We start from the raw sequence: 20,652 nt of genomic DNA on the forward strand, positions 1-20,652 counted from the left end.
TGTCCGTCATCTCCAACGAGATGAAGGATCTGGCCAGCCGCGCCCGCAGCCGCAAGCTGAAGCCCGAGGAGTATCAGGGTGGTACGACGGCGGTCTCCAATCTCGGCATGTTCGGCATCAAGGATTTTGCCGCGGTGATCAACCCGCCGCATGCGACGATCCTGGCGGTCGGCGCCGGCGAGCAGCGGGCGGTGGTCAAGAACGGCGAGATCAAAATAGCCACGGTGATGTCGGTGACGCTGTCGACCGACCATCGCGCCGTCGACGGAGCCCTGGGGGCCGAACTGCTGGTCGCCTTCAAGAAGCTGATCGAAAACCCGATGGGCATGCTGGTCTAGGAAGGAAAAGGCTGTGCGGATATTCTTCACCAGCCTTTTTGCCTTTCTCATTTCCGGGTTGGCCGGCGGGCTGATCGCGCAATGGTTGGCCGTCGCCACCGGCGCCGAGGAAGAATACATCATCGTCTTCATGTTCTCGGTGCTGGTGACTTTTGTCGTCACCTTCGTCTTCTTCGTCGCGCAATTGACGAACGATCCGGTCGCGGCCGTGGCGACGGCGGGAAAGTGGACGCTGATTGTATTTGTGGCGCTGCTCCTCCTCTTGGTCGCGCTGATCCTCTACAACGACAGCAGCGCCGCGGTGGTCAGGAAAGACATGCCGGTGGTTGCCGGTCTCGGTCTGCCGGGCCTGGTGACGATCATCATCCATTGGTTGTTCGTGCGCTGGCGCGTGAAGCGCGGTGTGGCCGACATAAAGGCGGGTTGAACGGATGAAGACGGTTCTTTGTTACGGCGACTCGCTGACATGGGGTTACAATGCCGAAGGTGGGCGTCATGCGCTCGAGGATCGCTGGCCAAGCGTGCTGCAAGCTGGCCTCGGCGAAGGCGTTCAGGTTATCGCCGACGGCCTCAACGGCCGCACCACCGCCTTCGACGATCATCTGGCCGGAGCCGACCGCAACGGTGCGCGGCTGCTGCCGACGGTGCTGACGACGCATGCGCCGATCGACCTGATCGTCATCATGCTCGGCGCCAACGACATGAAGCCATGGATCCATGGCAACCCGGTTGCGGCCAAGCAAGGCATCCAGCGGCTGATCGACATCGTGCGTGGCCACGACTATCCGTTCGACTGGCCGGCGCCGCAGATACTGATCGTTTCGCCACCTGTTGTAAGCCGCACCGAGAATGCCGATTTCAAGGAGATGTTTGCCGGCGGCGATGACGCCTCGGCGCAGCTCGCAGGGCAGTATTCGACGCTTGCCGACGAAGCCGGCTGCGGCTTCTTCGATGCAGCCACCGTGGCGCAAACCACACCGCTCGACGGTGTCCACCTCGACGCCGAAAACACGCGAAACATCGGTAAGGCGCTGACTTCGGTCGTGCGCGTCATGCTGGAATTGTGATTGAAGGAGAAAACCGTGGCTGAGAACTACGACGTCATCATCATCGGCTCCGGTCCCGGCGGCTATGTCACGGCGGTGCGTTCCGCCCAGCTCGGCTTCAAGACGGCGATCGTCGAGCGCGAGCATCTCGGCGGCATCTGCCTGAACTGGGGTTGCATTCCGACCAAGGCGCTGCTGCGCTCGGCCGAGATCATGCACTATTCGGATCACCTGAAGGACTATGGCCTGAAGCTCGACGGCAAGATCAGCGCCGACACGGCGGCAGTGGTCGATCGCTCGCGAAAAGTGTCACTGCGGCTCAATGGCGGCGTTGCCTTCCTGATGAAGAAGAACAAGGTCGACGTTATCTGGGGTGAGGCCAAGCTATCGAGGCCTCCTTCCGGTGATAAATTGGGTGAGATCGTTGTTTCCAAGACGGCCAAGAAGCCGATGGAACCGCAGCCGCCGGTGCCGAAAGGCATCAAGGGCGAGGGCACCTACGCCGCCAAGCACATCATCCTGGCGACCGGCGCCCGGCCGCGCGCACTGCCCGGCATCGAGCCGGATGGCAAGCTGATCTGGACCTATTTCGAAGCCATGGTGCCCAAGGAGATGCCGAAGTCGCTGCTGGTGATGGGTTCGGGCGCCATCGGCATCGAATTCGCCTCCTTCTACCGCACCATGGGCGCGGACGTGACAGTCGTCGAACTGCTGCCGGCGGTGATGCCTGTCGAAGACGCCGAAGTCTCGAAGTTCGCGCAAAGGCAGTTCGAGAAGCAAGGCATGAAGATCATCCTCGAAGCCAAGGTGACCAAGGTCGAGAAGGGGGTGAACTCGGTCACCGCGCATGTCGAGATGAAGGACGGAAAGATCGAGAAGATATCAGCCGACCGCATGATCTCGGCCGTCGGCGTCCAGGGCAATATCGAGGGCCTCGGCCTTGAAGCACTCGGCGTGAAGACCGATCGCGGTTGCGTCGTCATCGACGGTTACGGCAAGACCAATGTGCCTGGCATTTACGCCATCGGCGATGTCGCCGGCCCGCCGATGCTTGCCCACAAGGCCGAGCACGAGGGCGTCGTGTGCGTCGAGAAGATCGCGAATTTCCCCGGTGTTCACGCCATAGACAAGCTCAAGATCCCCGGTTGCACCTACTGCAATCCGCAGGTCGCCTCGGTTGGCCTGACGGAAGCCAAGGCCAAGGCCGAAGGCAAGGACATCCGCGTCGGCCGCTTCCAGTTCGCCGCCAACGGCAAGGCGATCGCGCTTGGCGAGGACCAAGGCTTCGTCAAGACCATCTTCGACAAGAAGACCGGTCAGTTGCTTGGCGCGCATATGGTCGGCGCCGAAGTCACCGAATTGATCCAGGGCTTTGTCGTGGCGATGAACCTCGAAACGACCGAGGAAGAGCTGATGCACACGATCTTCCCGCATCCGACGCTGTCGGAGATGATGAAGGAAAGCGTGCTCGACGCCTATGGCCGCGCCTTGAACGCATGATAGATTCGCCGCAGGAGACTCAGCTTCGAAAGTCGCGAGATCGCGACGGCGAGGCAGTTCGTTTCCGGATGCATTTTTACTCGCGCAAGGAGAAGGCATATGCACTTGAACGGCGTGGGCTGGATCGCAGCCATCATCATCGGCGGCCTGGCAGGCTGGTTGGCCGAAATGGTCATGAAGAGCAACACCGGCATATTCATGAATATTATCATGGGCATCGTTGGCGCTGTGGTGCTGAATGCCATCCTGCAGGCGCTCAACATCGGCGTGTTCGGCGTCGGCTGGACCGCCTATCTGATCACCGGCTTTATCGGTGCCTGCCTGCTGATCTGGGTCGGTCGTCTGGTGCGCCGTTAATCGATATCGCTCCGGCTATGCGAAAACGGTTGTGGCGGCATGCGCCGCTGCCGCCTTTTTCTTTGTGTTGAAAAGTCCTAGATGACGTGAAAGTGACGATCGCCGACGGGCGGTCGCGAGAAAAGCCAGGGTTCAGATGGTCACTGTCCTCGACACGATCGGCAACGCGCCGCGGCTGCGGCATCCCGAGAAGGCGCACAAGCCCGACCAGGAGGTGTTGCGCAAGCCGGACTGGATCCGCGTCAAGGCGCCGGTCTCGAAAGGTTATGCCGAGACACGCGAGATCGTGAAATCGCACAAGCTGGTGACCGTATGCGAAGAGGCCGGTTGCCCGAATATCGGTGAGTGCTGGGAAAAGAAGCACGCCACCTTCATGATCATGGGCGAGATCTGCACGCGCGCCTGCGCCTTCTGCAATGTCGCCACCGGCATCCCGACCGCGCTCGATCCCGACGAGCCGGCCCGCGTCGCGCATGCCGTCAAGCAGATGGGCCTTACCCATGTCGTCATCACCTCGGTCGACCGCGACGATCTCGCCGATGGCGGTGCGCAGCACTTCGCCGACGTCATCCGTGAGATTCGGGCGGCAACGCCTCTGACGACGATCGAAATCCTGACGCCGGATTTCCTGCGCAAGGACGGGGCGCTGGAGATCGTCGTGGCGGCCAGGCCCGACGTCTTCAACCATAATCTCGAAACCGTGCCGTCGAACTATCTGAAGGTCCGGCCGGGCGCCCGCTATTTCCACTCGATCCGGCTGCTGCAGCGGGTCAAGGAACTCGATCCGTCGATTTTCACCAAGTCCGGCATCATGGTGGGTCTTGGCGAGGAGCGGAATGAAATCCTGCAGTTGATGGATGATCTGCGCTCGGCCAATGTCGACTTCATGACCATCGGCCAATACCTGCAGCCGTCGAAAAAGCACCATCCGGTGATCCGTTTCGTCACGCCCGAGGAATTCAAATCCTTCGAGACGATCGGCAAGACCAAGGGTTTCCTGCTCGTGGCATCGAGCCCGCTGACGCGCTCGTCGCATCACGCCGGCGACGATTTCGCCCGGCTGCGCGCGGCGCGCGAAGCGCAGCTCATGAAAGCGCTCTAATGCATGTCGCCCAAAAGTGACCTCGGTTTTGGGAGAACGACGTGCATAAAGACAAAGACTCTGAAGCGCGTCGCATGACTCCGTTTCGACGCGACGCGCTTTAGGGCCGGTTTCATGCCGAAATTCGAAGCCACCCGCCGCGTCGCCCACACGTCTGAGCAGATGTTCGCGCTGGTCGCCGACATCGAGACGTACCCGCAATTCCTGCCGCTTTGCGAAGCGCTGACGGTCCGCTCGCGCAAGGAGCGTGACGGACGCACCATCCTCGTGGCCGATATGAGCATCGGCTACAAGGCGATCCGGGAGACCTTCACGACGCAGGTGCTGCTCAAGCCCGAAGACAACGCAATCGATGTGAAATACATTGATGGCCCGTTCAAATATCTGAGCAATGTCTGGCGTTTCGAGCCAGACGGTGCCGGCTGTACCGTGCGCTTCTTCATCGACTATGAATTCAAGAGCCGCATCCTGGGTGCGCTGATGGGCACGATGTTCGACCGTGCCTTCCGCATGTTCGCCGAGGCTTTCGAAAAACGCGCCGACGTCATCTACGGCAAGACACCGGCGGCCTGACTCGCGCCAAGCGCCTGCAAGCCGAGCTCGAGTGCATGGTTGACCGTTTCCCGGCGGATGAAGTTTCGGCCATTGTCGGCAAACAGCTTGTATTCAGCCGTCACCGGCTGGCCGTTCACCGCAACGCCGAACCAGACCAGCCCGACCGGCTTTTCCCTAGAACCGCCACCCGGACCGGCAATGCCGGTGACGGCCAGGGTCAGCCCGGCGCGTGAACGGGCGAGCGCGCCGGCTGCCATTTCGATCGCTGTCTCGCGGGAAACCGCGCCATGCGCGTCAAGCGTGGCGGCGTGCACGCCGAGCATGTCCATCTTGGCTTCATTGGAATAGGTGATGAAGCCGCGATCGACCACGGCCGAAGAGCCGGCAATGTCGGTCAGCGCGGCAATGATCATGCCGCCGGTGCAGCTTTCCGCGGTCGCCAGCATGATGCCGCGCTCCCGGCAGGCCTCAAACAGGGCGATTGCCAGGTCGCTGTTGGTCATTCCGGGACCTCGCCGGGAAACACCACGCTGGCGGTTGCGATCGCCGCGATGCCTTCCTCGCGGCCGACGAAGCCGAGCTTCTCGTTGGTGGTCGCCTTGATCGAGATGCGGTCGGCGGAAATGCCCAGCATCTGCGAAAGGACCGCCGTCATCGCCTCGCGGTGCGGGCCGACACGCGGCGCCTCGCAGATCAGCGTGATGTCGGCATTGGCGATGCGCCCGCCGCGCTCGCGCACCAGTCTTGCCGCATATTCGACGAATATCCGCGACGCAGCACCTTTCCACTGCGGATCGGACGGCGGGAAGTGCGTGCCGATGTCGCCGGCCCCGCAAGTCGCCAGCAGCGCGTCGGTCAGGGCATGCAGGCCGACATCGGCGTCGGAATGGCCCGACAATTTTCTGTCGTGCGGAATGGCGACGCCGCAGAGCGTGACATGATTGCCGGGCTCGAAGGCATGGACGTCATAGCCATTGCCGGTGCGGATGTCGGGAAAGTGTGCCCGCTCGCTGGAAAGCCGCTGGTGCGCCATGGCGATATCCCGTGCCCATGTGAGTTTGACATTGTCCGGCGAGCCGGGAACGAGCTTCACCGGCATTTGCATCCATTCAGCGATCGACGCGTCGTCGGTAAAGTCGGTTTTGCCTCTGTTATAGGCTTCCTCATGCATCCTCATGATCGCGAGGAAGGGAAAGCCTTGCGGCGTTTGGGCCGCGTGCAGCCCGCTCCTGGGGACTGTTTCGCCGACCATGCCGGTGGCCGATTCGCGTTTCAGCGTGTCGGCAACGGGCAAGGCGGGAAGCGCGCCTTCGCCCTCGCCGATGGCCGCGATGGTGCGGTCGATCAGATCCATGTCGACAAAGGGGCGCGCGGCGTCGTGGATGAGGACCTTGTCCGGCGCGTAGCTTCTTAGCGCGTGCAGCCCGAGCCGAACCGAATCCTGTCTGGTCGCGCCTCCGGCGATTGCCGTCACCCGATCGGCATCGGTGCCGACCGCTTGCCGAAAAAGCTCCTGGTCCTCGGCATGAATGGCCACGACGATCCGGCCGATAAGCGGGTGCGCCAGAAAAATATCGATCACACGAGCGATGACGGCGCGTCCGCCAATTCGTTGATATTGCTTCGGACCATCAGTCTGTCCGGCACGCGCGCCGCGACCGGCCGCGACGATAACCACCGCGACTTTGCCACCCGGATCCGGAGCCTGATTTTCAGTTGCGCCAGTCATTCAGTCTGGTCCTAGCCGCGGCTAAGGCCGAAGGCCAGCATTTTCCCAATTGCGCCTTAATGTGGCGTCATTCCGCGTTGCACATTTCTCTCGATCTGGCTAGAGAATGTGCAACGAATGGACATGCTTGGTTTTTGTGCATGGTTAACTTGATCAGATTGGCCGCGCCTCTCGACGTCGGCAGCGTGAGAATCCGCAACCGCGTCTTCCTCGCGCCGATGTCCGGGATTACGGACGAGGCGTTCAGACAGCGCGCCCATTCTCATGGCGCCGGCCTGGTCGTGTCCGAAATGGTGGCCAGCGGCGAACTCGCTAAGGGCAGGGCCGGCTGCGACCTGCGCATACGTCATTCCGGCCTGCCCGTCCATATGGTGCAGCTTGCCGGCCGCGAAGCCATGCATATGGCTGAAGGCGCACGGATCGCCGCCGGCGAGGGTGCCGACATCATCGACATCAATATGGGCTGTCCGGCCAAGAAGGTCACCGGTGGCTATGCCGGCTCGGCATTGATGCTGGACCTCGACCACGCGCTCTCGCTGATCGAGGCCGTGGTCGCCGCCGTCAAGGTGCCGGTGACGGTCAAGATGCGACTGGGTTGGGACGACGCCGCACTTAACGCTCCCGTCCTGGCCCGCCGTGCCGAGCAGGCGGGCGTCAGGATGGTCACGGTTCACGGTCGTACACGCTGCCAGTTCTACCAGGGCAAGGCGGATTGGCGCGCCATCGCTCGCGTCAAGGAGGCCGTTTCCATCCCGGTCGTCGCCAATGGCGATGTCTGCTCCCAGTCTGAAGCCTCGGTCATTCTCGAACAGTCCGGCGCCGACGCAGTGATGGTCGGCCGCGCCCATTATGGCGCGCCGTGGGTCGCCGGCAGCATCGCTGCGGCTGCAGGCGGGACATTTTCATCCCGCATTCCCGAGACCCCGCAAGGGCTCGCCGACTATGTCGTCGCCCATTACGAGGACATGCTGGCGCTTTACGGTATCGAGAGCGGCCTGCGGCAGGCGCGCAAGCATCTGGGCTGGTATCTCGATCGACATGCCGGCAGTGTCGCTGGCGAGAGTAGAAAAGCGATAATGACCGCACTCGAGCCGGCTCGCGTCATTACCTTGCTGCGCGATGTGTTTTCGCGCGATCCGCAAACCTTGAACCTGCGGAGCGCCGCATGACCGCCACCGCTGGCCAGGGCACCGAAATGGCCGATGCCGCCCAGATCGTGCTGAACACGATCCGCCGCCCGGTGATCATGCTCAGCGAGGAAGGCTTCATCACCTTCGCCAACGCCGATGCCGAGGATTTCTTTCGCTCCAGCGCGACCATGCTGGCGCGCAACACCCTGTCCAAGCTCATACCCTTCGGCAGCCCGTTGCTGACGCTGGTCGACCAGGTGCGCGAGCGCCGCGCGCCCGTCAACGAGTATCGGGTCGACGTCTCGTCACCGCGCCTCGGCATCGAAAAGGTCGTCGATCTCTATGTCGCGCCGGTGCCGGAATTTCCGGGCTCCGTCGTCGTCATGTTCCAGGAGCGGTCGATGGCCGACAAGATCGACCGGCAGATGACGCATCGCGGCGCCGCGCGCTCGGTGACCGGCCTGGCGGCGATGCTGGCGCATGAGATCAAGAACCCGCTCTCCGGTATCAGGGGTGCTGCCCAGCTGCTCGAACTGTCCGCATCCGATGAGGATCGCGCGCTGACGCGGCTGATCACCGACGAGACGGACCGCATCGTGTCGCTGGTCGACCGTATGGAGGTGTTTTCCGACGAGCGGCCGATCGATCGCTACCCCGTTAACATCCACGTCGTGCTCGATCACGTGAAAGCGATCGCAAAGAATGGTTTCGCGAAGAAAATCAAGATATTGGAGGATTATGATCCTTCATTGCCTCCGGTATTCGCCAACCGCGACCAGCTGATCCAGGTGTTCCTCAACCTGATCAAGAACGCCGCCGAGGCAATCGGCAGCGATCCGCAGGGCGAAATCGTGCTGTCCACCGCCTTCCGGCCCGGTATTCGGGTTTCGGTCCCGGGCACGCAGGACCGCGTATCGCTGCCGCTGGAGTTCTGCGTGCGCGACAATGGTTCCGGCGTCTCGGAAGATATCCTGCCGATCCTGTTCGATCCCTTCATCACCACCAAGCCGAACGGCTCGGGGCTGGGGCTGGCGCTGGTGGCCAAGATCGTCGGCGAACATGGCGGCATCATCGAATGCGATTCGACGCCGCGCGCGACAACGTTCCGGGTCCTGATGCCGGCCTGGAAGGAAACGGCGCTGAGCGCCGATCAAGACGGCGAAGGAGACCGCAAATGACGGTTCGCGGCAATATTCTCGTCGCCGACGACGATGCGGCGATCCGCACCGTACTCAATCAGGCCCTGTCGCGTGTCGGTCACGAGGTGCGCGTCACCTCCAACGCCTCGACCCTGTGGCGTTGGGTGGCGGCAGGCGAGGGTGACCTCGTCATCACCGACGTCGTGATGCCGGACGAGAACGCTTTCGACATGCTGCCGCGCATCAAGAAGGCGCGGCCGGAACTGCCCGTCATCGTCATGAGCGCCCAGAACACCTTCATGACGGCGATCCGCGCTTCCGAGACGGGCGCCTACGAATATCTGCCGAAGCCTTTCGACCTGACCGAACTCCTCAACATTGTCAATCGCGCGCTATCCGAGCCCCGGCGGCCGAAGATCGATGCCCGGCAAGAAGAGCAGCCCGAGACGATGCCGCTGGTCGGCCGTTCGGCCGCCATGCAGGACATCTACCGCATGCTGGCGCGCATGATGCAGACCGACCTGACGGTCATGATCTCGGGCGAATCGGGCACTGGCAAGGAACTGGTGGCGCGCGCGCTGCACGAGTATGGACGCCGCCGTGGCGGTCCATTCGTTGCCATCAACATGGCGGCGATCCCGCGCGACCTGATCGAATCGGAATTGTTCGGCCACGAGAAGGGCGCGTTCACCGGCGCGCAGAACCGCTCGACCGGCCGCTTCGAGCAGGCAGAGGGCGGCACGCTGTTCCTCGACGAGATCGGCGACATGCCGATGGAGGCGCAGACGCGCCTGCTGCGCGTCCTGCAGCAGGGCGAGTACACGACGGTCGGCGGCCGCACGCCGATCAAGACCGATGTGCGCATCGTCGCTGCCACCAACAAGGACCTGCGCACGCTGATCAACCAGGGCCTCTTCCGCGAGGACCTTTTTTATCGCCTCAACGTCGTGCCGCTCAGGTTGCCGGCGCTGCGCGAGCGCTCCGAGGATGTGCCCGATCTGGTGCGCCATTTCTTCAAGCTTGGCGAAATGGAGGGGCTGCAGACCAAGCGTATCTCTTCCGGCGGCATCGAACTGATGAAGCGCTATCCGTGGCCAGGCAATGTGCGCGAGCTGGAAAACCTCGTTCGCAGGCTCGCCGCGCTTTATTCGCAGGACGAGATTTCCGCCGAGATCATCGAGGCGGAGCTCAAGACAGGTGAGCGCCCGGTGGTACCAGGCGCCGGCAACCTCATTCCCGACGATCTTTCCATTGGCCAGGCAGTGGAGCACTTCCTGCAGCGCTATTTCGCCTCCTTCGCGGGCGAATTGCCGCCCGCCGGTCTCTACGAGCGCATTCTGTCCGAAGTCGAATATCCGTTGGTGCTGGCTTCGATGACGGCAACCCGCGGCAACCAGATCAAGGCCGCGGAGCTCTTGGGCCTCAACCGTAACACCTTGCGCAAGAAGATTCGCGAATTGGGCGTCAACGTCTATAAGTCATCCCGCCAGACCTGAGCCGGCGCCGGCACACGATCTTTTCAGGGGACCGAACGGGCAAAGAGTCCCGTCGCCGTCACACTTGTTGCATAATCGCCACAATGCGTTGCATAGATCGGATGCAATCACTGGCTCTCACGGCGACATGGCTCCGCAGACACCTGTACTCAACCAACCGCTTTTCAGCGAACCCGGCGCGCGCGACGGCCGCCGGCTGCTGGCGCTGCCCGGCGTGGTCGCGGTCGTCGGCGCCCTGGCCATGGCGGCTATTTCGTTCGCTATCCTGGTCGGAGCGACGCCGATTGCGCCGGACGCCAAGGCAACCTGGGCGCTGATCGCACTCAACGCCGCCTTCGTGGTCTTCCTGATTGCGCTGGTCGGGCGCGAGGTGCATCGCATCGTCATGGCCCGCCGCCATGGCAAGGCGGCTTCGCGCCTGCATGTGCGCATCGTTGCCATGTTCGCGCTGGTTGCCGCCATTCCCGCCATCATGGTGGCGATCATCGCCTCGATCACACTCGATATCGGCCTTGATCGCTGGTTTGAGATTCGCACCAAGACAATCGTCAATTCTTCACTGTCGATCGCCGACGCCTATGTGCAGGAGAACGCGCGCAACCTGCAGGGCACGACATTGTCGATGGCCTACGATCTCGATGCCTCCCGCTCGCTTTATGGCCTCGATCGCACCGGCTTTCTCGATCTCATGAACAAGGAAGCCGTAGGCCGCTCGCTGGCGCACGCCGCGCTGATCAAGCCCGACGGCTCCTTCGTCATGAGCGCCAAGACCGATGCCGATTTCGCCATGCCGGAACCGCCGGAAGGCGCGGTTGCCACTGCCACCGACGGCAAGCCGGTCCTGATCGAGCCGCGCACGCGCAACATCATGGGCGCCATCGTCAAGTTGCGTGAGATCGAGGGCCTCTATCTCTACACCATCCGTCTGGTCGACCCAGAGGTGATCAAGGCGCGGCAGATCGTCAGGTCCAACACCGACGAGTATCGCAATCTCGAGGACAACAGGCGCACCTCGCAAGTGGCATTTGCGCTGCCCTACCTGTCATTGACCCTGATCATTATCCTGTCGGCGATCTGGACCGGCATAGCCGTCGCCGACCGGCTGGTGCGGCCAATCCGTCAGCTGATCGGCGCCGCCGACGAAGTCGCGACCGGCAATCTCGATGTCGCGGTGCCGGTGCGGCCGTCCGATGGCGATGTCGCCTCGCTCGGCGATACCTTCAACAAGATGCTGCTGGAGCTCAAATCACAGCGCAACGAGATCCTGTCGGCGAAGGACCTGATCGACGAGAGGCGGCGCTTTTCGGAAGCCGTGCTTGCCGGTGTCACCGCCGGCGTCATCGGCGTCGACCCTTACGGCATCGTTACCATCGTCAACCGATCTGCCGAATCGATGCTGGCCATTTCCGCCAGCGCGGCACTTGGGCAAAACCTTTCCGCGCTCCTGCCGCATGTCGGCCGTGTCTTCGAGATCGGCCGCAAGTCCGGCAAGCCGGTCTACCGCGAGCAGGTGACTTTCTATCGCGCCGGCGCCGAACGGACCTTCAATGTGCAGGTCACCATCGAGGCCGGCGACGACGGCTCTGAGGAAAAATCCTATGTCGTGACGGTGGATGACATCACTGATCTGGTTCAGGCCCAGCGTTCATCCGCCTGGGCCGACGTAGCGCGGCGCATCGCCCACGAGATCAAGAATCCACTGACCCCGATCCAGCTTTCCGCCGAGCGTATCAAGCGCCGCTATGGTAAGGTCATCACCGAAGACCGCGAAGTTTTCGACCAGTGTACCGACACCATCATCCGGCAGGTGGAGGACATCGGCCGCATGGTCGACGAGTTCTCGGCTTTCGCGCGCATGCCAAAGCCCGAGATGAAGGCCATCGACCTGCGCGAATCACTGCGCGAAGCTTCCTTCCTGGTCGAAGTCAGCCGCGCCGATATCACGTTCGAGCGGATATTCGGCAATGAGCCGCTCAAGGGCACTTTCGACAGCCGCTTGATGGCCCAGGCCTTTGGCAATGTGATCAAGAATGCGGCCGAAGCGATCGACGGACTGGAACAGAAGGACGGTTCGCACGGCATAATCCGGATTCAAGCCGGGCGTCAGAATGGCGCGATTCGCATCGACGTCATCGACAACGGCAAAGGCCTGCCGCGCGAGAATCGCCAACGTTTGCTGGAGCCTTATATGACCACACGCGAAAAGGGCACCGGGCTTGGTCTCGCTATCGTCAAGAAGATCGTGGAGGACCATGGCGGCAGGCTGGAGCTCCATGATGCACCTGCGGATTTCCACGGCGGGCGCGGCGCGATGATCAGCATCATCCTGCCGCCCGCGGCCGCCGCGCTGCCGCGCGGCGAAAGCAGGGCGGACCACGAAAGAAAAACTGAAAAGGTCGATAATGGCGTCTGATATTCTCATCGTCGATGACGAGGAAGACATCCGGGAACTCGTCGCAGGCATCCTGAGCGACGAGGGTCACGAAACCCGCACGGCATTCGATGCCGACAGCGCACTGGCGGCCATCGCCGATCGAGCGCCGAGGCTGATCTTCCTGGACATCTGGCTGCAAGGCTCGCGCCTGGACGGATTGGCGTTGCTCGACGAGATCAAGACCATGCACCCGAACCTGCCCGTGGTGATGATTTCAGGCCACGGCAACATCGAAACCGCGGTTTCCGCCATCCGTCGCGGCGCGTATGATTTCATCGAGAAGCCGTTCAAGGCCGACAGGCTGATCCTCATTGCCGAACGTGCGCTCGAGACCTCGAAATTGCGCCGCGAGGTTTCCGACCTCAAGCTGCGCAGCGGCGAGACCTTCGACCTGATCGGCATGTCGTCGGCGATGAGCCAGTTGCGCCAGACCATCGAGCGCGTCGCGCCGACCAACAGCCGCGTGATGATCATTGGTCCCTCCGGCTCGGGCAAGGAACTGGCGGCCCGCGCCATCCATACGCTGTCGACCCGCAAGGGCGCGCCGTTCGTGACGCTGAGCGCCGCCAACATTACGCCCGAACGCATGGAGATCGAACTGTTCGGCACCGAATCGAACGGCGTCGAACGCAAGGTGGGAGCGCTGGAGGAAGCCCATCGCGGCATTCTTTACATCGACGAAGTGGCCGACATGCCGCGCGAGACGCAGAACAAGATTTTGCGCGTTCTGGTCGAACAGCAGTTCGAGCGGGTGGGCGGCACAAAGCGGGTCAAGGTCGATGTCCGCATCATTTCCTCGACCTCGCAGAACCTGGAGGCGATGATCGCCGACGGGCGCTTCCGCGAGGATCTTTACCACCGTCTCGCCGTGGTTCCGGTCATGGTGCCGGGGCTGGCCGAGCGGCGCGAGGACATTCCCTATCTCGTCGACAATTTCATGAAGCAGATCGCCCGCCAGGCCGGCATCAAGCCGCGGCGTATCGGCGACGACGCGCTGGCCGTGCTGCAGGCGCACAATTGGCCGGGCAACGTGCGTCAGCTGCGCAACAATGTCGAGCGGCTGATGATCCTGGCGCGCGGCGAGGACGTCGACGCGCCGATCACCGCGGATCTGCTGCCGTCCGAAATCGGCGATGTCATGCCGCGCACGCCCAACCAGTCGGACCAGCACATCATGGCGCTTCCGCTGCGCGAGGCACGCGAACAGTTCGAAAAGGACTACTTGATCGCCCAGATCAACCGGTTCGGCGGCAACATCTCGAAGACGGCCGAGTTCATCGGCATGGAGCGCTCCGCCTTGCATCGCAAGCTGAAGTCGCTGGGCGTCTGACGCGCGGCGTCCGTCAGACGCGCCTGGGCCAAGCATTTGCCGGTTACGGCGGCGACGGAATCGCATAAGAAAGCCCGAGAATTTTCCAGGGGTCGCCAATGCCGCGCATTGCCTATGTCAACGGGCGCTACGTCGCTCATGCCGACGCTTCCGTGCATATCGAGGATCGCGGCTATCAATTCGCCGATGGCGTCTATGAGGTCTGCGAGGTGGCGCGCGGCTTCATCGTCGACATGCCGCGCCATCTCGCCCGGCTGAACCGCTCACTGACCGAACTGTCGATCGCCTGGCCGGTGACACGCAATGTGTTGCCGCTGATCCTGCGCGAGGTGGTCAACCGCAATCATGTCGTCAACGGTCTGGTCTATGTTCAGGTAACGCGCGGTGTCGCCAGCCGCGATTTCGTTTTTCCGTCGGCGGACACGAAGCCGGCGTTGGTGGTGACCGCCAGGAAGGCGGATCCTGCCGCCGGCACGAAACGGGCTGAGACTGGTATCGCGGTCATCACCGTACCCGAGAACCGCTGGGACCGTGTCGACATCAAGAGCACCGGACTGCTGCCCAATGTATTGGCCAAGCAGAAGGCCAAGGAGGCCGGCGCTCAGGAAGCCTGGTTCGTGGACGCGGATGGCAACGTCAAGGAAGGTGGCTCGTCGAACGCCTGGATCGTTACCAGGGATGGGGTTCTGGTCACCAGGCCGGCCGAACATGGCATTCTGCGCGGAATCACGCGCACCACCATGTTCGAAGTCGCGGCGAAACTTGGCCTGAAGATCGAGGAGCGTGGATTTTCCGTTGCCGAGGCCAAGACGGCTCGCGAAGCATTCATCAGTTCGGCGACGACTATTGCCATGCCAATCGTGACCATTGACGGTGATCCCATAGCCAATGGGCACCCCGGCTCAATAACACTTTCGTTGCGGCAGGCCTTTTTTGACATTGCGGAAAAAAGTCCAGCCTGATAACCGCACAGGTGGAATGAACATCAATATATCTCGTTCTGCTTGTCGTTACTGACGGCAAGAGGGTGTTTGCGCGCTTGACATGTGCCGGTTAATTTGGCGCATTGGCTGCAAACCGAAGGGGATCGGCGAAAGACAAAAACAATGGCGGAACGATCGCAAAACCTTCAGGACCTGTTCCTGAATTCAGTTCGCAAGAGCAAGAACCCGCTCACCATCTTCCTTATCAACGGCGTGAAGCTGACCGGCGTGGTCACTTCCTTCGACAACTTCTGCGTCCTGTTGCGCCGCGACGGCCACTCCCAGCTCGTCTACAAGCACGCCATTTCCACGATCATGCCGAGCCAGCCGGTTCAGATGTTCGATGGCGAGGAAAGCCAGGGCGCCTGATTGGCACGTGAGAAGGACGCGGACGACACGGTTCGCGGAAAACCAGCGCATCATCCCGGGACGGAAGCCAAGGGTCCGACGCGGGCCGTTGTTATTGTGCCTGTGCTTACCCGCCAACCGCGTAATGACGATGACACGAGCCGTCCCCGGCTGACGCGCTCGGCCGAGGCGCGCCACGACGAAGCAGTCGGCCTTGCCCGAGCCATCAACCTTGATCTGATCCATACAGCGGTCGTAACCGTCAACGATCCACGTCCGGCGACGTTGCTCGGCAGCGGCAAAGTCGAGGAGTTCGGTCAAATCGTGAAGGAGGGTCACGCGGAAGTGGTCATTGTCGACCATCCCCTGACCCCGGTGCAGCAGCGCAATCTCGAGAAGGAATTCAACGCCAAGGTGCTGGATCGCACGGGGTTGATCCTGGAGATCTTCGGCGAGCGGGCGCGCACCAAGGAAGGCACGCTGCAGGTCGAGCTTGCCCATCTCAACTACCAGAAGGGCCGTCTGGTGCGCAGTTGGACCCACCTGGAGCGTCAGCGTGGTGGTGCCGGTTTCCTCGGCGGCCCCGGTGAAACGCAGATCGAATCCGATCGGCGTCAGTTGCAGGAAAAGATCATAAAGCTGAAGCATGAGCTGGAAACCGTGCGCCGCACTCGCGACCTGCATCGCGCCAAGCGCAAGAAGGTGCCGTTTCCAGTGGTGGCGATCGTCGGCTACACCAACGCCGGGAAGTCGACGCTGTTCAACAAGCTGACCGGGGCAGGGGTGCTGGCGCAGGACATGCTGTTTGCCACGCTTGATCCGACACTGCGCCGCGTGCGCCTGCCGCACGGCACGCCGATTATCCTTTCCGACACGGTGGGCTTCATCTCGGACCTGCCGACGCATCTGATCGCGGCTTTCCGGGCGACCTTGGAAGAGGTGGTCGAGGCCGATCTCGTCCTCCATCTGCGCGACATTTCCGATCCCGACACGGCGGCGCAGGCCGAGGATGTCGAGCGCATCCTCGCCGACCTCGGCGTCGACGCCAGCGACACCAAGCGCGTGATCGAAGTCTGGAACAAGATCGACCTGCTGGACGAAGGCAACAGGCAGCGGCTGCTCGCCGACGGCGCCGACGGCAGCAAGGAGCCGCCAATCGCAATATCGGCGGTATCAGGCGAGGGCATCGATGCGCTGAAAGCGATCATCGAAACGCGGATGGCCGGCGAGCTGCAAGATCTGACGGTGACGATCGAGCCGGCCCAGTTCGGGCTTCTCGACTGGCTCTACCGCAATGGTGATGTCGTTTCGCGAACCGACAATGACGATGGTAGCGCCACCATCTCGCTCCAGGCCACGCAAAGCGCCCGTGAAGAGATCGAAAGCCGGTTGCGCCGCAAAAACAACGGCTAAAGCGCGGCAATTCCAGGAAAAGTGTATCGCGGTTTTTGTCTGGGATTGCCGAGCTATAGGCTTACTTCGCGGTTTTTGCATCCTGCCAGAGCGCTTCCATTTCCTGCAGGGTAGCTTCCTCTAGCGAGCCGCCTGATTTTTCCAGGGCCTGCTCGACATAGTGAAAGCGCGAGCGGAATTTTTCGTTCGTTCCGCTCAGCGCCGCCTCCGAATCGAGCTTGAGGTGACGACCGAGATTGACGACGGCAAACAACATGTCGCCGAACTCGTCCTTGATCTCAGCCGTTTCGCCCTTGGCCAGAGCCTCGCGCAGCTCCCCGATCTCTTCTTCGATTTTATCCAGGATGGGAGCAGCCTCGCTCCAGTCGAAGCCGACACGGGCGGCCTTTTCCTGAAGCTTCAAGGCTCGCGTCAAGGCGGGCAGCGCGACCGGAACACTGTCCAGGAATCCCTTGCCATTGTCCTCCGGGTCGAGGCCACGCGCGAGGCGGGCTTGCCGCTTCTCGGCCTTCTCCTGCGCCTTGATCTTCTCCCACATGCCCTTGGCCATGCCGGCGCTGCGAGCCTTCTCGTCGCCAAAGACGTGCGGATGGCGGCGGATCATCTTGGTGGTGATGGCCTGGACCACGTCAGGGAACGCGAATTCACCGGCCTCCTGCGCCATCTGGGCATGGTAGACGACCTGCAGCAGGAGGTCGCCAAGCTCGTCGCGCAGGTCGTCGAGATCGCCGCGCGCGATGGCGTCCGCCACTTCATAGGCCTCTTCGATCGTATAGGGGGCGATGGTGGAGAAATTCTGCTCAATGTCCCACGGGCAGCCAGTGTTCGGCGCGCGCAACGCCGCCATGATCTCGATCAGGCGTGAAATGTCTTTCGATGGCGTCATGTAGCGGATGCTACAGCGCGAACCGCCGCGCTGCCAACGCTGTCAGCCGGCGAGGGGACCTTGTCCACAATTGCACCGCATCCGCTTCGTCAGTCGAGCACGGAAACGACCGCCTTGGCGAGGTCATCCATGCCGTCCTCGGGCAGGCCGGCCACGTTGATGCGGCTGTCGCCGACCATGTAGACGGCGTGCTCGGCGCGCAGCCGTTCGACCTGCGCTTCCGTGAGGCCAAGCCGGGAGAACATGCCGCGAAACGGTCGGAGTTGGATTGCCGGCGCAGCGCCTCGGCGAACGCAACCCTAAGCCTCAGCATACGCAGGCGCATCTCTTCGAGCTCTGCTTCCCAGTCGGCACGCAGCGTGGCGTCCTCCAGCACGATGCGCACCGCGGCCGCACCATGGTCCGGCGGCATCGAATACATAGCGCGCGCCGCCGACAGCATCTGGCTCATCGCGACGTCTGCCTGCGCGCCGTCCCTGGCCAGGACCATCGCCGCGCCGACACGATCGCGGTAGACGGCGAAATTCTTCGAGCAGCTCGACGCGACGACCATTTCCGGGACTTTCGCGGCCAGCAGCCGCAAGCCGAGGGCGTCGGCCTCGAGGCCGTCACCAAAGCCCTGATAGGCGATGTCGACAAACGGCAGCAAGCCACGCTCGACGATCAGATCCGTGACGGCCTCCCACTGAACCGCGTCCAGATTGGCGCCGGTCGGGTTGTGGCAGCAGCCATGCAGCAGCACCACGTCGCCGCGGTTGGCCGTCCGCAATGCCGCCAGCATGGCGTCGAAACGAACCGCACCCGAGGCCGCATCGAAATAAGGGTATTCGCGAATCCGCAGGCCGGCGGCACGCATCACCGGCATATGGTTCGGCCAGGTCGGGTCGGAGACCCAGACTGTCGCGTCCGACCGTGTGCGCTTGAGCAGTTCCGCCACCAGCCGCAGCGCGCCGGAGCCGCCGGGCGCCTGTGCCGCACGGATGCGCGACAGGTCCGCACCCGGACCGAAGGCGAGCTTAGCCATCACAGTGTTGAAAGCGGTATCGCCGGCAAGGCCGAGATAGGTCTTTGTATCCTGTCGCTCCAGCAGCCGCTTCTCGGCTTCGCGCACGGCGCGCATGACCGGCGTCTTGCCGTCGCGATCCTTATAGACGCCGACGCCGAGGTCGACCTTGCCAGGGCGTGGATCGGCGCGATAGAGGCCGATCAGCGCAAGAATTTTGTCGGCGGGAGCTGGCTGCAGGTCTTCGAACATCATTATGGTTCCGTTGGCGCGGCGGAGTGATACGCAAATTGGCCAGGTTTCACCAGAGGTTTCGGTGCGCCGACGCGAAAGGCGGCACCTGTTGGTGCAGCTTCCACAAACTTCAGAGAAAGCATGCTCCATGCTCGTCCGTCTGACCATGATCTGCGCCGGCGCCACGGCGGCGACCCGGAAAGGATCGTTTCCTTCGGATGAACCGCTGGAGCCACGATCGCGGGCATTGGCAAAGGCGATGAGTGGGACGCTGCGTCGGGCCGACCGTGTGTGGACAGCGCCGGCGCTTCGCGCCTGTCAGACCGCGGAGGCGCTATCGCTGGATGCGTCTGTCGATCCGATGCTGGCAGACCAGAACTACGGTCGATGGGCAGACGAGAGCTTCGACGAGGTGCAGGCGCTACAGCCGGACGAGATCGCCGCCTGGCGCACGGATCCGAATGCGGCCCCCTATGGTGGTGAATCGCTGGCCGACGTTGCCCAACGGGCCGCTGGATTGATGGATCGACTGATCGCCGAACGTGGTCACACGATCGCCGTGACGCATGCCAGCGTCATCCGCACCGCGATCCTGCATGTTCTCAGCGCGCCGCTTGCCGCCAGTTGGAAGATCGACGTCGAGCCATTGAGCATCACCGATTTTCGCAGCGATGGCCGCAGGTGGATGCTGCGCGCCTGCGGCGTAACAGCTCTCAAACCGGCAAAACCGCTTGGGAGCTGAGACGCGAGCCGCGGCGATATCCTCCAGCAAAGAAAAGTGGCGCCCCCGGGATTAAAACTCCCACATGCTCCGTAAACAGGACATGAAACCGTCGATGCCACGCTTTGACATCATAGGACAGCTCGGGCCGCTGCGACGCTACGCGCGCTCGCTGACGCGCGACGGCGTCGAGGCCGAGGATCTCGTGCATGACGCGCTGGTGCGCGCCTATGAGCGGCGCGGCACCTTCCGCTCCGGCGGAAACCTGCGGGCATGGCTGCTGTCGATCGTCCACAACACCTTCATCGACCGCATGCGTTCGCGCCGCTCGGAAGCGGCACGTCTCGAACAAGCCGGATATCTGGCCGACGGCAGCACGCCGGCGCCGCAGGAACATTCCGTGCGCCTGGCGCAGGTGCGCGAAGCCTTTTTCAGCCTGCCGGAAGAGCAGCGCTCGGCGCTGCATCTGGTCGCCATCGAGGGGCTCTCCTATCAGCAGGCCGCCAACGCCAGTGGCGTGCCGCTGGGCACGCTGATGTCGCGTATCGGCCGGGCGCGCGCGGCCTTGCGCCAGATGGAAGAAGCGCCAGCGCGGGGCAAAAATCATCTCAGGATCGTTGGAGGTGACTCATGACCGCTCTTGTCGACCCGGTTACGGACGCCGATCTCGACGCCTATGTCGACGACCAGCTTGATGTCGCCCGCCGCATCGAGGTCGAGGCTTTCCTGTCCGTGCGTCCGGAGGCGGCCGCGCGCGTGATGTCTGATCTGCGCACCCGCGACGAACTGCGCGTGGCGCTGGCCGGCTCCGAGGGCATGGCGCGGCCGGCGACGGCCGATGCGGCGCGGCGGCTGGAGAGGGGACTTGGCCGGGGCCGCATCTTCGGCGTGCTGCAACGCGCCGCGGC

Annotated in this window: 21 protein-coding genes and 1 pseudogene; 18 read left to right on the plus strand and 4 right to left on the minus strand. The window is 62.7% G+C overall.

The window, feature by feature from the left end:
- From O7A61_RS22585 to O7A61_RS22615, 7 genes are all read left to right on the plus strand, one after another.
- Positions 1–338, plus strand: a 338-nt coding sequence (locus O7A61_RS22585; protein WP_337131688.1) for a 2-oxo acid dehydrogenase subunit E2, incomplete at its 5' end; no start/stop codon positions are given.
- A 13-nt stretch (positions 339–351) separates the two neighbouring features.
- On the plus strand, positions 352–765 hold the full coding sequence (locus O7A61_RS22590; RefSeq protein WP_337131689.1) for a hypothetical protein: 414 nt from the start codon (positions 352–354) through the stop codon (positions 763–765).
- Between the two features lie 4 nt (positions 766–769).
- Complete coding sequence (locus O7A61_RS22595; RefSeq protein WP_337131690.1) at positions 770–1,405, plus strand: SGNH/GDSL hydrolase family protein; 636 nt, start codon at positions 770–772, stop codon at positions 1,403–1,405.
- Positions 1,406–1,420: 15 nt separating this feature from the next.
- Entirely contained in the window at positions 1,421–2,884 is a 1,464-nt protein-coding gene (gene lpdA / locus O7A61_RS22600; protein ID WP_337131691.1) for a dihydrolipoyl dehydrogenase, read from the plus strand.
- Positions 2,885–2,983: 99 nt separating this feature from the next.
- Positions 2,984–3,241, plus strand: a complete 258-nt coding sequence (locus O7A61_RS22605; RefSeq protein ID WP_027142753.1) for a GlsB/YeaQ/YmgE family stress response membrane protein — start codon at positions 2,984–2,986, stop codon at positions 3,239–3,241.
- Between the two features lie 136 nt (positions 3,242–3,377).
- On the plus strand, positions 3,378–4,343 hold the full coding sequence (lipA, locus tag O7A61_RS22610; RefSeq protein ID WP_337131692.1) for a lipoyl synthase: 966 nt from the start codon (positions 3,378–3,380) through the stop codon (positions 4,341–4,343).
- A 114-nt stretch (positions 4,344–4,457) separates the two neighbouring features.
- Complete coding sequence (locus tag O7A61_RS22615) at positions 4,458–4,916, plus strand: type II toxin-antitoxin system RatA family toxin (protein WP_337131693.1); 459 nt, start codon at positions 4,458–4,460, stop codon at positions 4,914–4,916.
- On the opposite strand, the gene O7A61_RS22620 is transcribed toward O7A61_RS22615, so the two are convergent.
- Entirely contained in the window at positions 4,892–5,401 is a 510-nt protein-coding gene (locus O7A61_RS22620; RefSeq protein WP_337131694.1) for a CinA family protein, read from the minus strand. The two genes, O7A61_RS22615 and O7A61_RS22620, sit on opposite strands and share 25 nt — an antisense overlap.
- Entirely contained in the window at positions 5,398–6,627 is a 1,230-nt protein-coding gene (locus tag O7A61_RS22625; protein WP_337131695.1) for a bifunctional 2-C-methyl-D-erythritol 4-phosphate cytidylyltransferase/2-C-methyl-D-erythritol 2,4-cyclodiphosphate synthase, read from the minus strand. Before O7A61_RS22625 ends, O7A61_RS22620 begins: the two co-directional genes overlap by 4 nt.
- A 140-nt stretch (positions 6,628–6,767) precedes the next feature.
- On the opposite strand from O7A61_RS22625, the gene dusB reads away from it, so the two are divergent.
- From dusB to hflX, 8 genes are all read left to right on the plus strand, one after another.
- On the plus strand, positions 6,768–7,796 hold the full coding sequence (gene dusB / locus O7A61_RS22630) for a tRNA dihydrouridine synthase DusB (protein ID WP_337131696.1): 1,029 nt from the start codon (positions 6,768–6,770) through the stop codon (positions 7,794–7,796).
- On the plus strand, positions 7,793–8,935 hold the full coding sequence (locus tag O7A61_RS22635) for a two-component system sensor histidine kinase NtrB (RefSeq protein ID WP_337131697.1): 1,143 nt from the start codon (positions 7,793–7,795) through the stop codon (positions 8,933–8,935). Before dusB ends, O7A61_RS22635 begins: the two co-directional genes overlap by 4 nt.
- A complete protein-coding gene (gene ntrC, locus O7A61_RS22640; protein WP_027142746.1) occupies positions 8,932–10,392 on the plus strand; it encodes a nitrogen regulation protein NR(I) in 1,461 nt (486 codons plus the stop codon). The genes O7A61_RS22635 and ntrC overlap by 4 nt, the downstream gene beginning before the upstream one ends.
- A gap of 127 nt (positions 10,393–10,519) precedes the next feature.
- The gene (locus tag O7A61_RS22645; protein WP_337131698.1) at positions 10,520–12,805 is read left to right on the plus strand and encodes a sensor histidine kinase NtrY-like; all 2,286 of its coding nucleotides are present in this window, start codon (positions 10,520–10,522) and stop codon (positions 12,803–12,805) included.
- Complete coding sequence (gene ntrX, locus O7A61_RS22650) at positions 12,795–14,156, plus strand: nitrogen assimilation response regulator NtrX (protein WP_027142744.1); 1,362 nt, start codon at positions 12,795–12,797, stop codon at positions 14,154–14,156. The genes O7A61_RS22645 and ntrX overlap by 11 nt, the downstream gene beginning before the upstream one ends.
- A 98-nt stretch (positions 14,157–14,254) precedes the next feature.
- Positions 14,255–15,118, plus strand: a complete 864-nt coding sequence (locus tag O7A61_RS22655) for a D-amino-acid transaminase (RefSeq protein WP_337131699.1) — start codon at positions 14,255–14,257, stop codon at positions 15,116–15,118.
- 144 nt (positions 15,119–15,262) lie between these two features.
- Positions 15,263–15,508, plus strand: a complete 246-nt coding sequence (gene hfq, locus O7A61_RS22660; protein ID WP_006202172.1) for an RNA chaperone Hfq — start codon at positions 15,263–15,265, stop codon at positions 15,506–15,508.
- Entirely contained in the window at positions 15,509–16,900 is a 1,392-nt protein-coding gene (gene hflX, locus O7A61_RS22665) for a GTPase HflX (RefSeq protein ID WP_337131700.1), read from the plus strand.
- Positions 16,901–16,961: 61 nt separating this feature from the next.
- Here hflX and mazG read toward each other — a convergent pair whose 3' ends face one another.
- A complete protein-coding gene (mazG, locus tag O7A61_RS22670; protein ID WP_337131701.1) occupies positions 16,962–17,786 on the minus strand; it encodes a nucleoside triphosphate pyrophosphohydrolase in 825 nt (274 codons plus the stop codon).
- Positions 17,787–17,875: 89 nt separating this feature from the next.
- Positions 17,876–19,041, minus strand: a pseudogene (locus O7A61_RS22675) (amino acid aminotransferase).
- A 4-nt stretch (positions 19,042–19,045) separates the two neighbouring features.
- On the opposite strand from O7A61_RS22675, the gene O7A61_RS22680 reads away from it, so the two are divergent.
- The 3 genes from O7A61_RS22680 to O7A61_RS22690 all read left to right on the plus strand — a co-directional run.
- A complete protein-coding gene (locus O7A61_RS22680) occupies positions 19,046–19,765 on the plus strand; it encodes a histidine phosphatase family protein (protein ID WP_442921100.1) in 720 nt (239 codons plus the stop codon).
- A gap of 94 nt (positions 19,766–19,859) precedes the next feature.
- The gene (locus O7A61_RS22685) at positions 19,860–20,378 is read left to right on the plus strand and encodes a sigma-70 family RNA polymerase sigma factor (protein ID WP_245262072.1); all 519 of its coding nucleotides are present in this window, start codon (positions 19,860–19,862) and stop codon (positions 20,376–20,378) included.
- The coding region (locus O7A61_RS22690; RefSeq protein ID WP_442921101.1) for an anti-sigma factor family protein at positions 20,375–20,652 on the plus strand (278 nt) is incomplete at its 3' end. The genes O7A61_RS22685 and O7A61_RS22690, both read left to right, overlap by 4 nt.

Source organism: Mesorhizobium sp. Cs1321R2N1 (genome assembly GCF_037179725.1).
GTDB lineage: Bacteria > Pseudomonadota > Alphaproteobacteria > Rhizobiales > Rhizobiaceae > Mesorhizobium > Mesorhizobium salmacidum.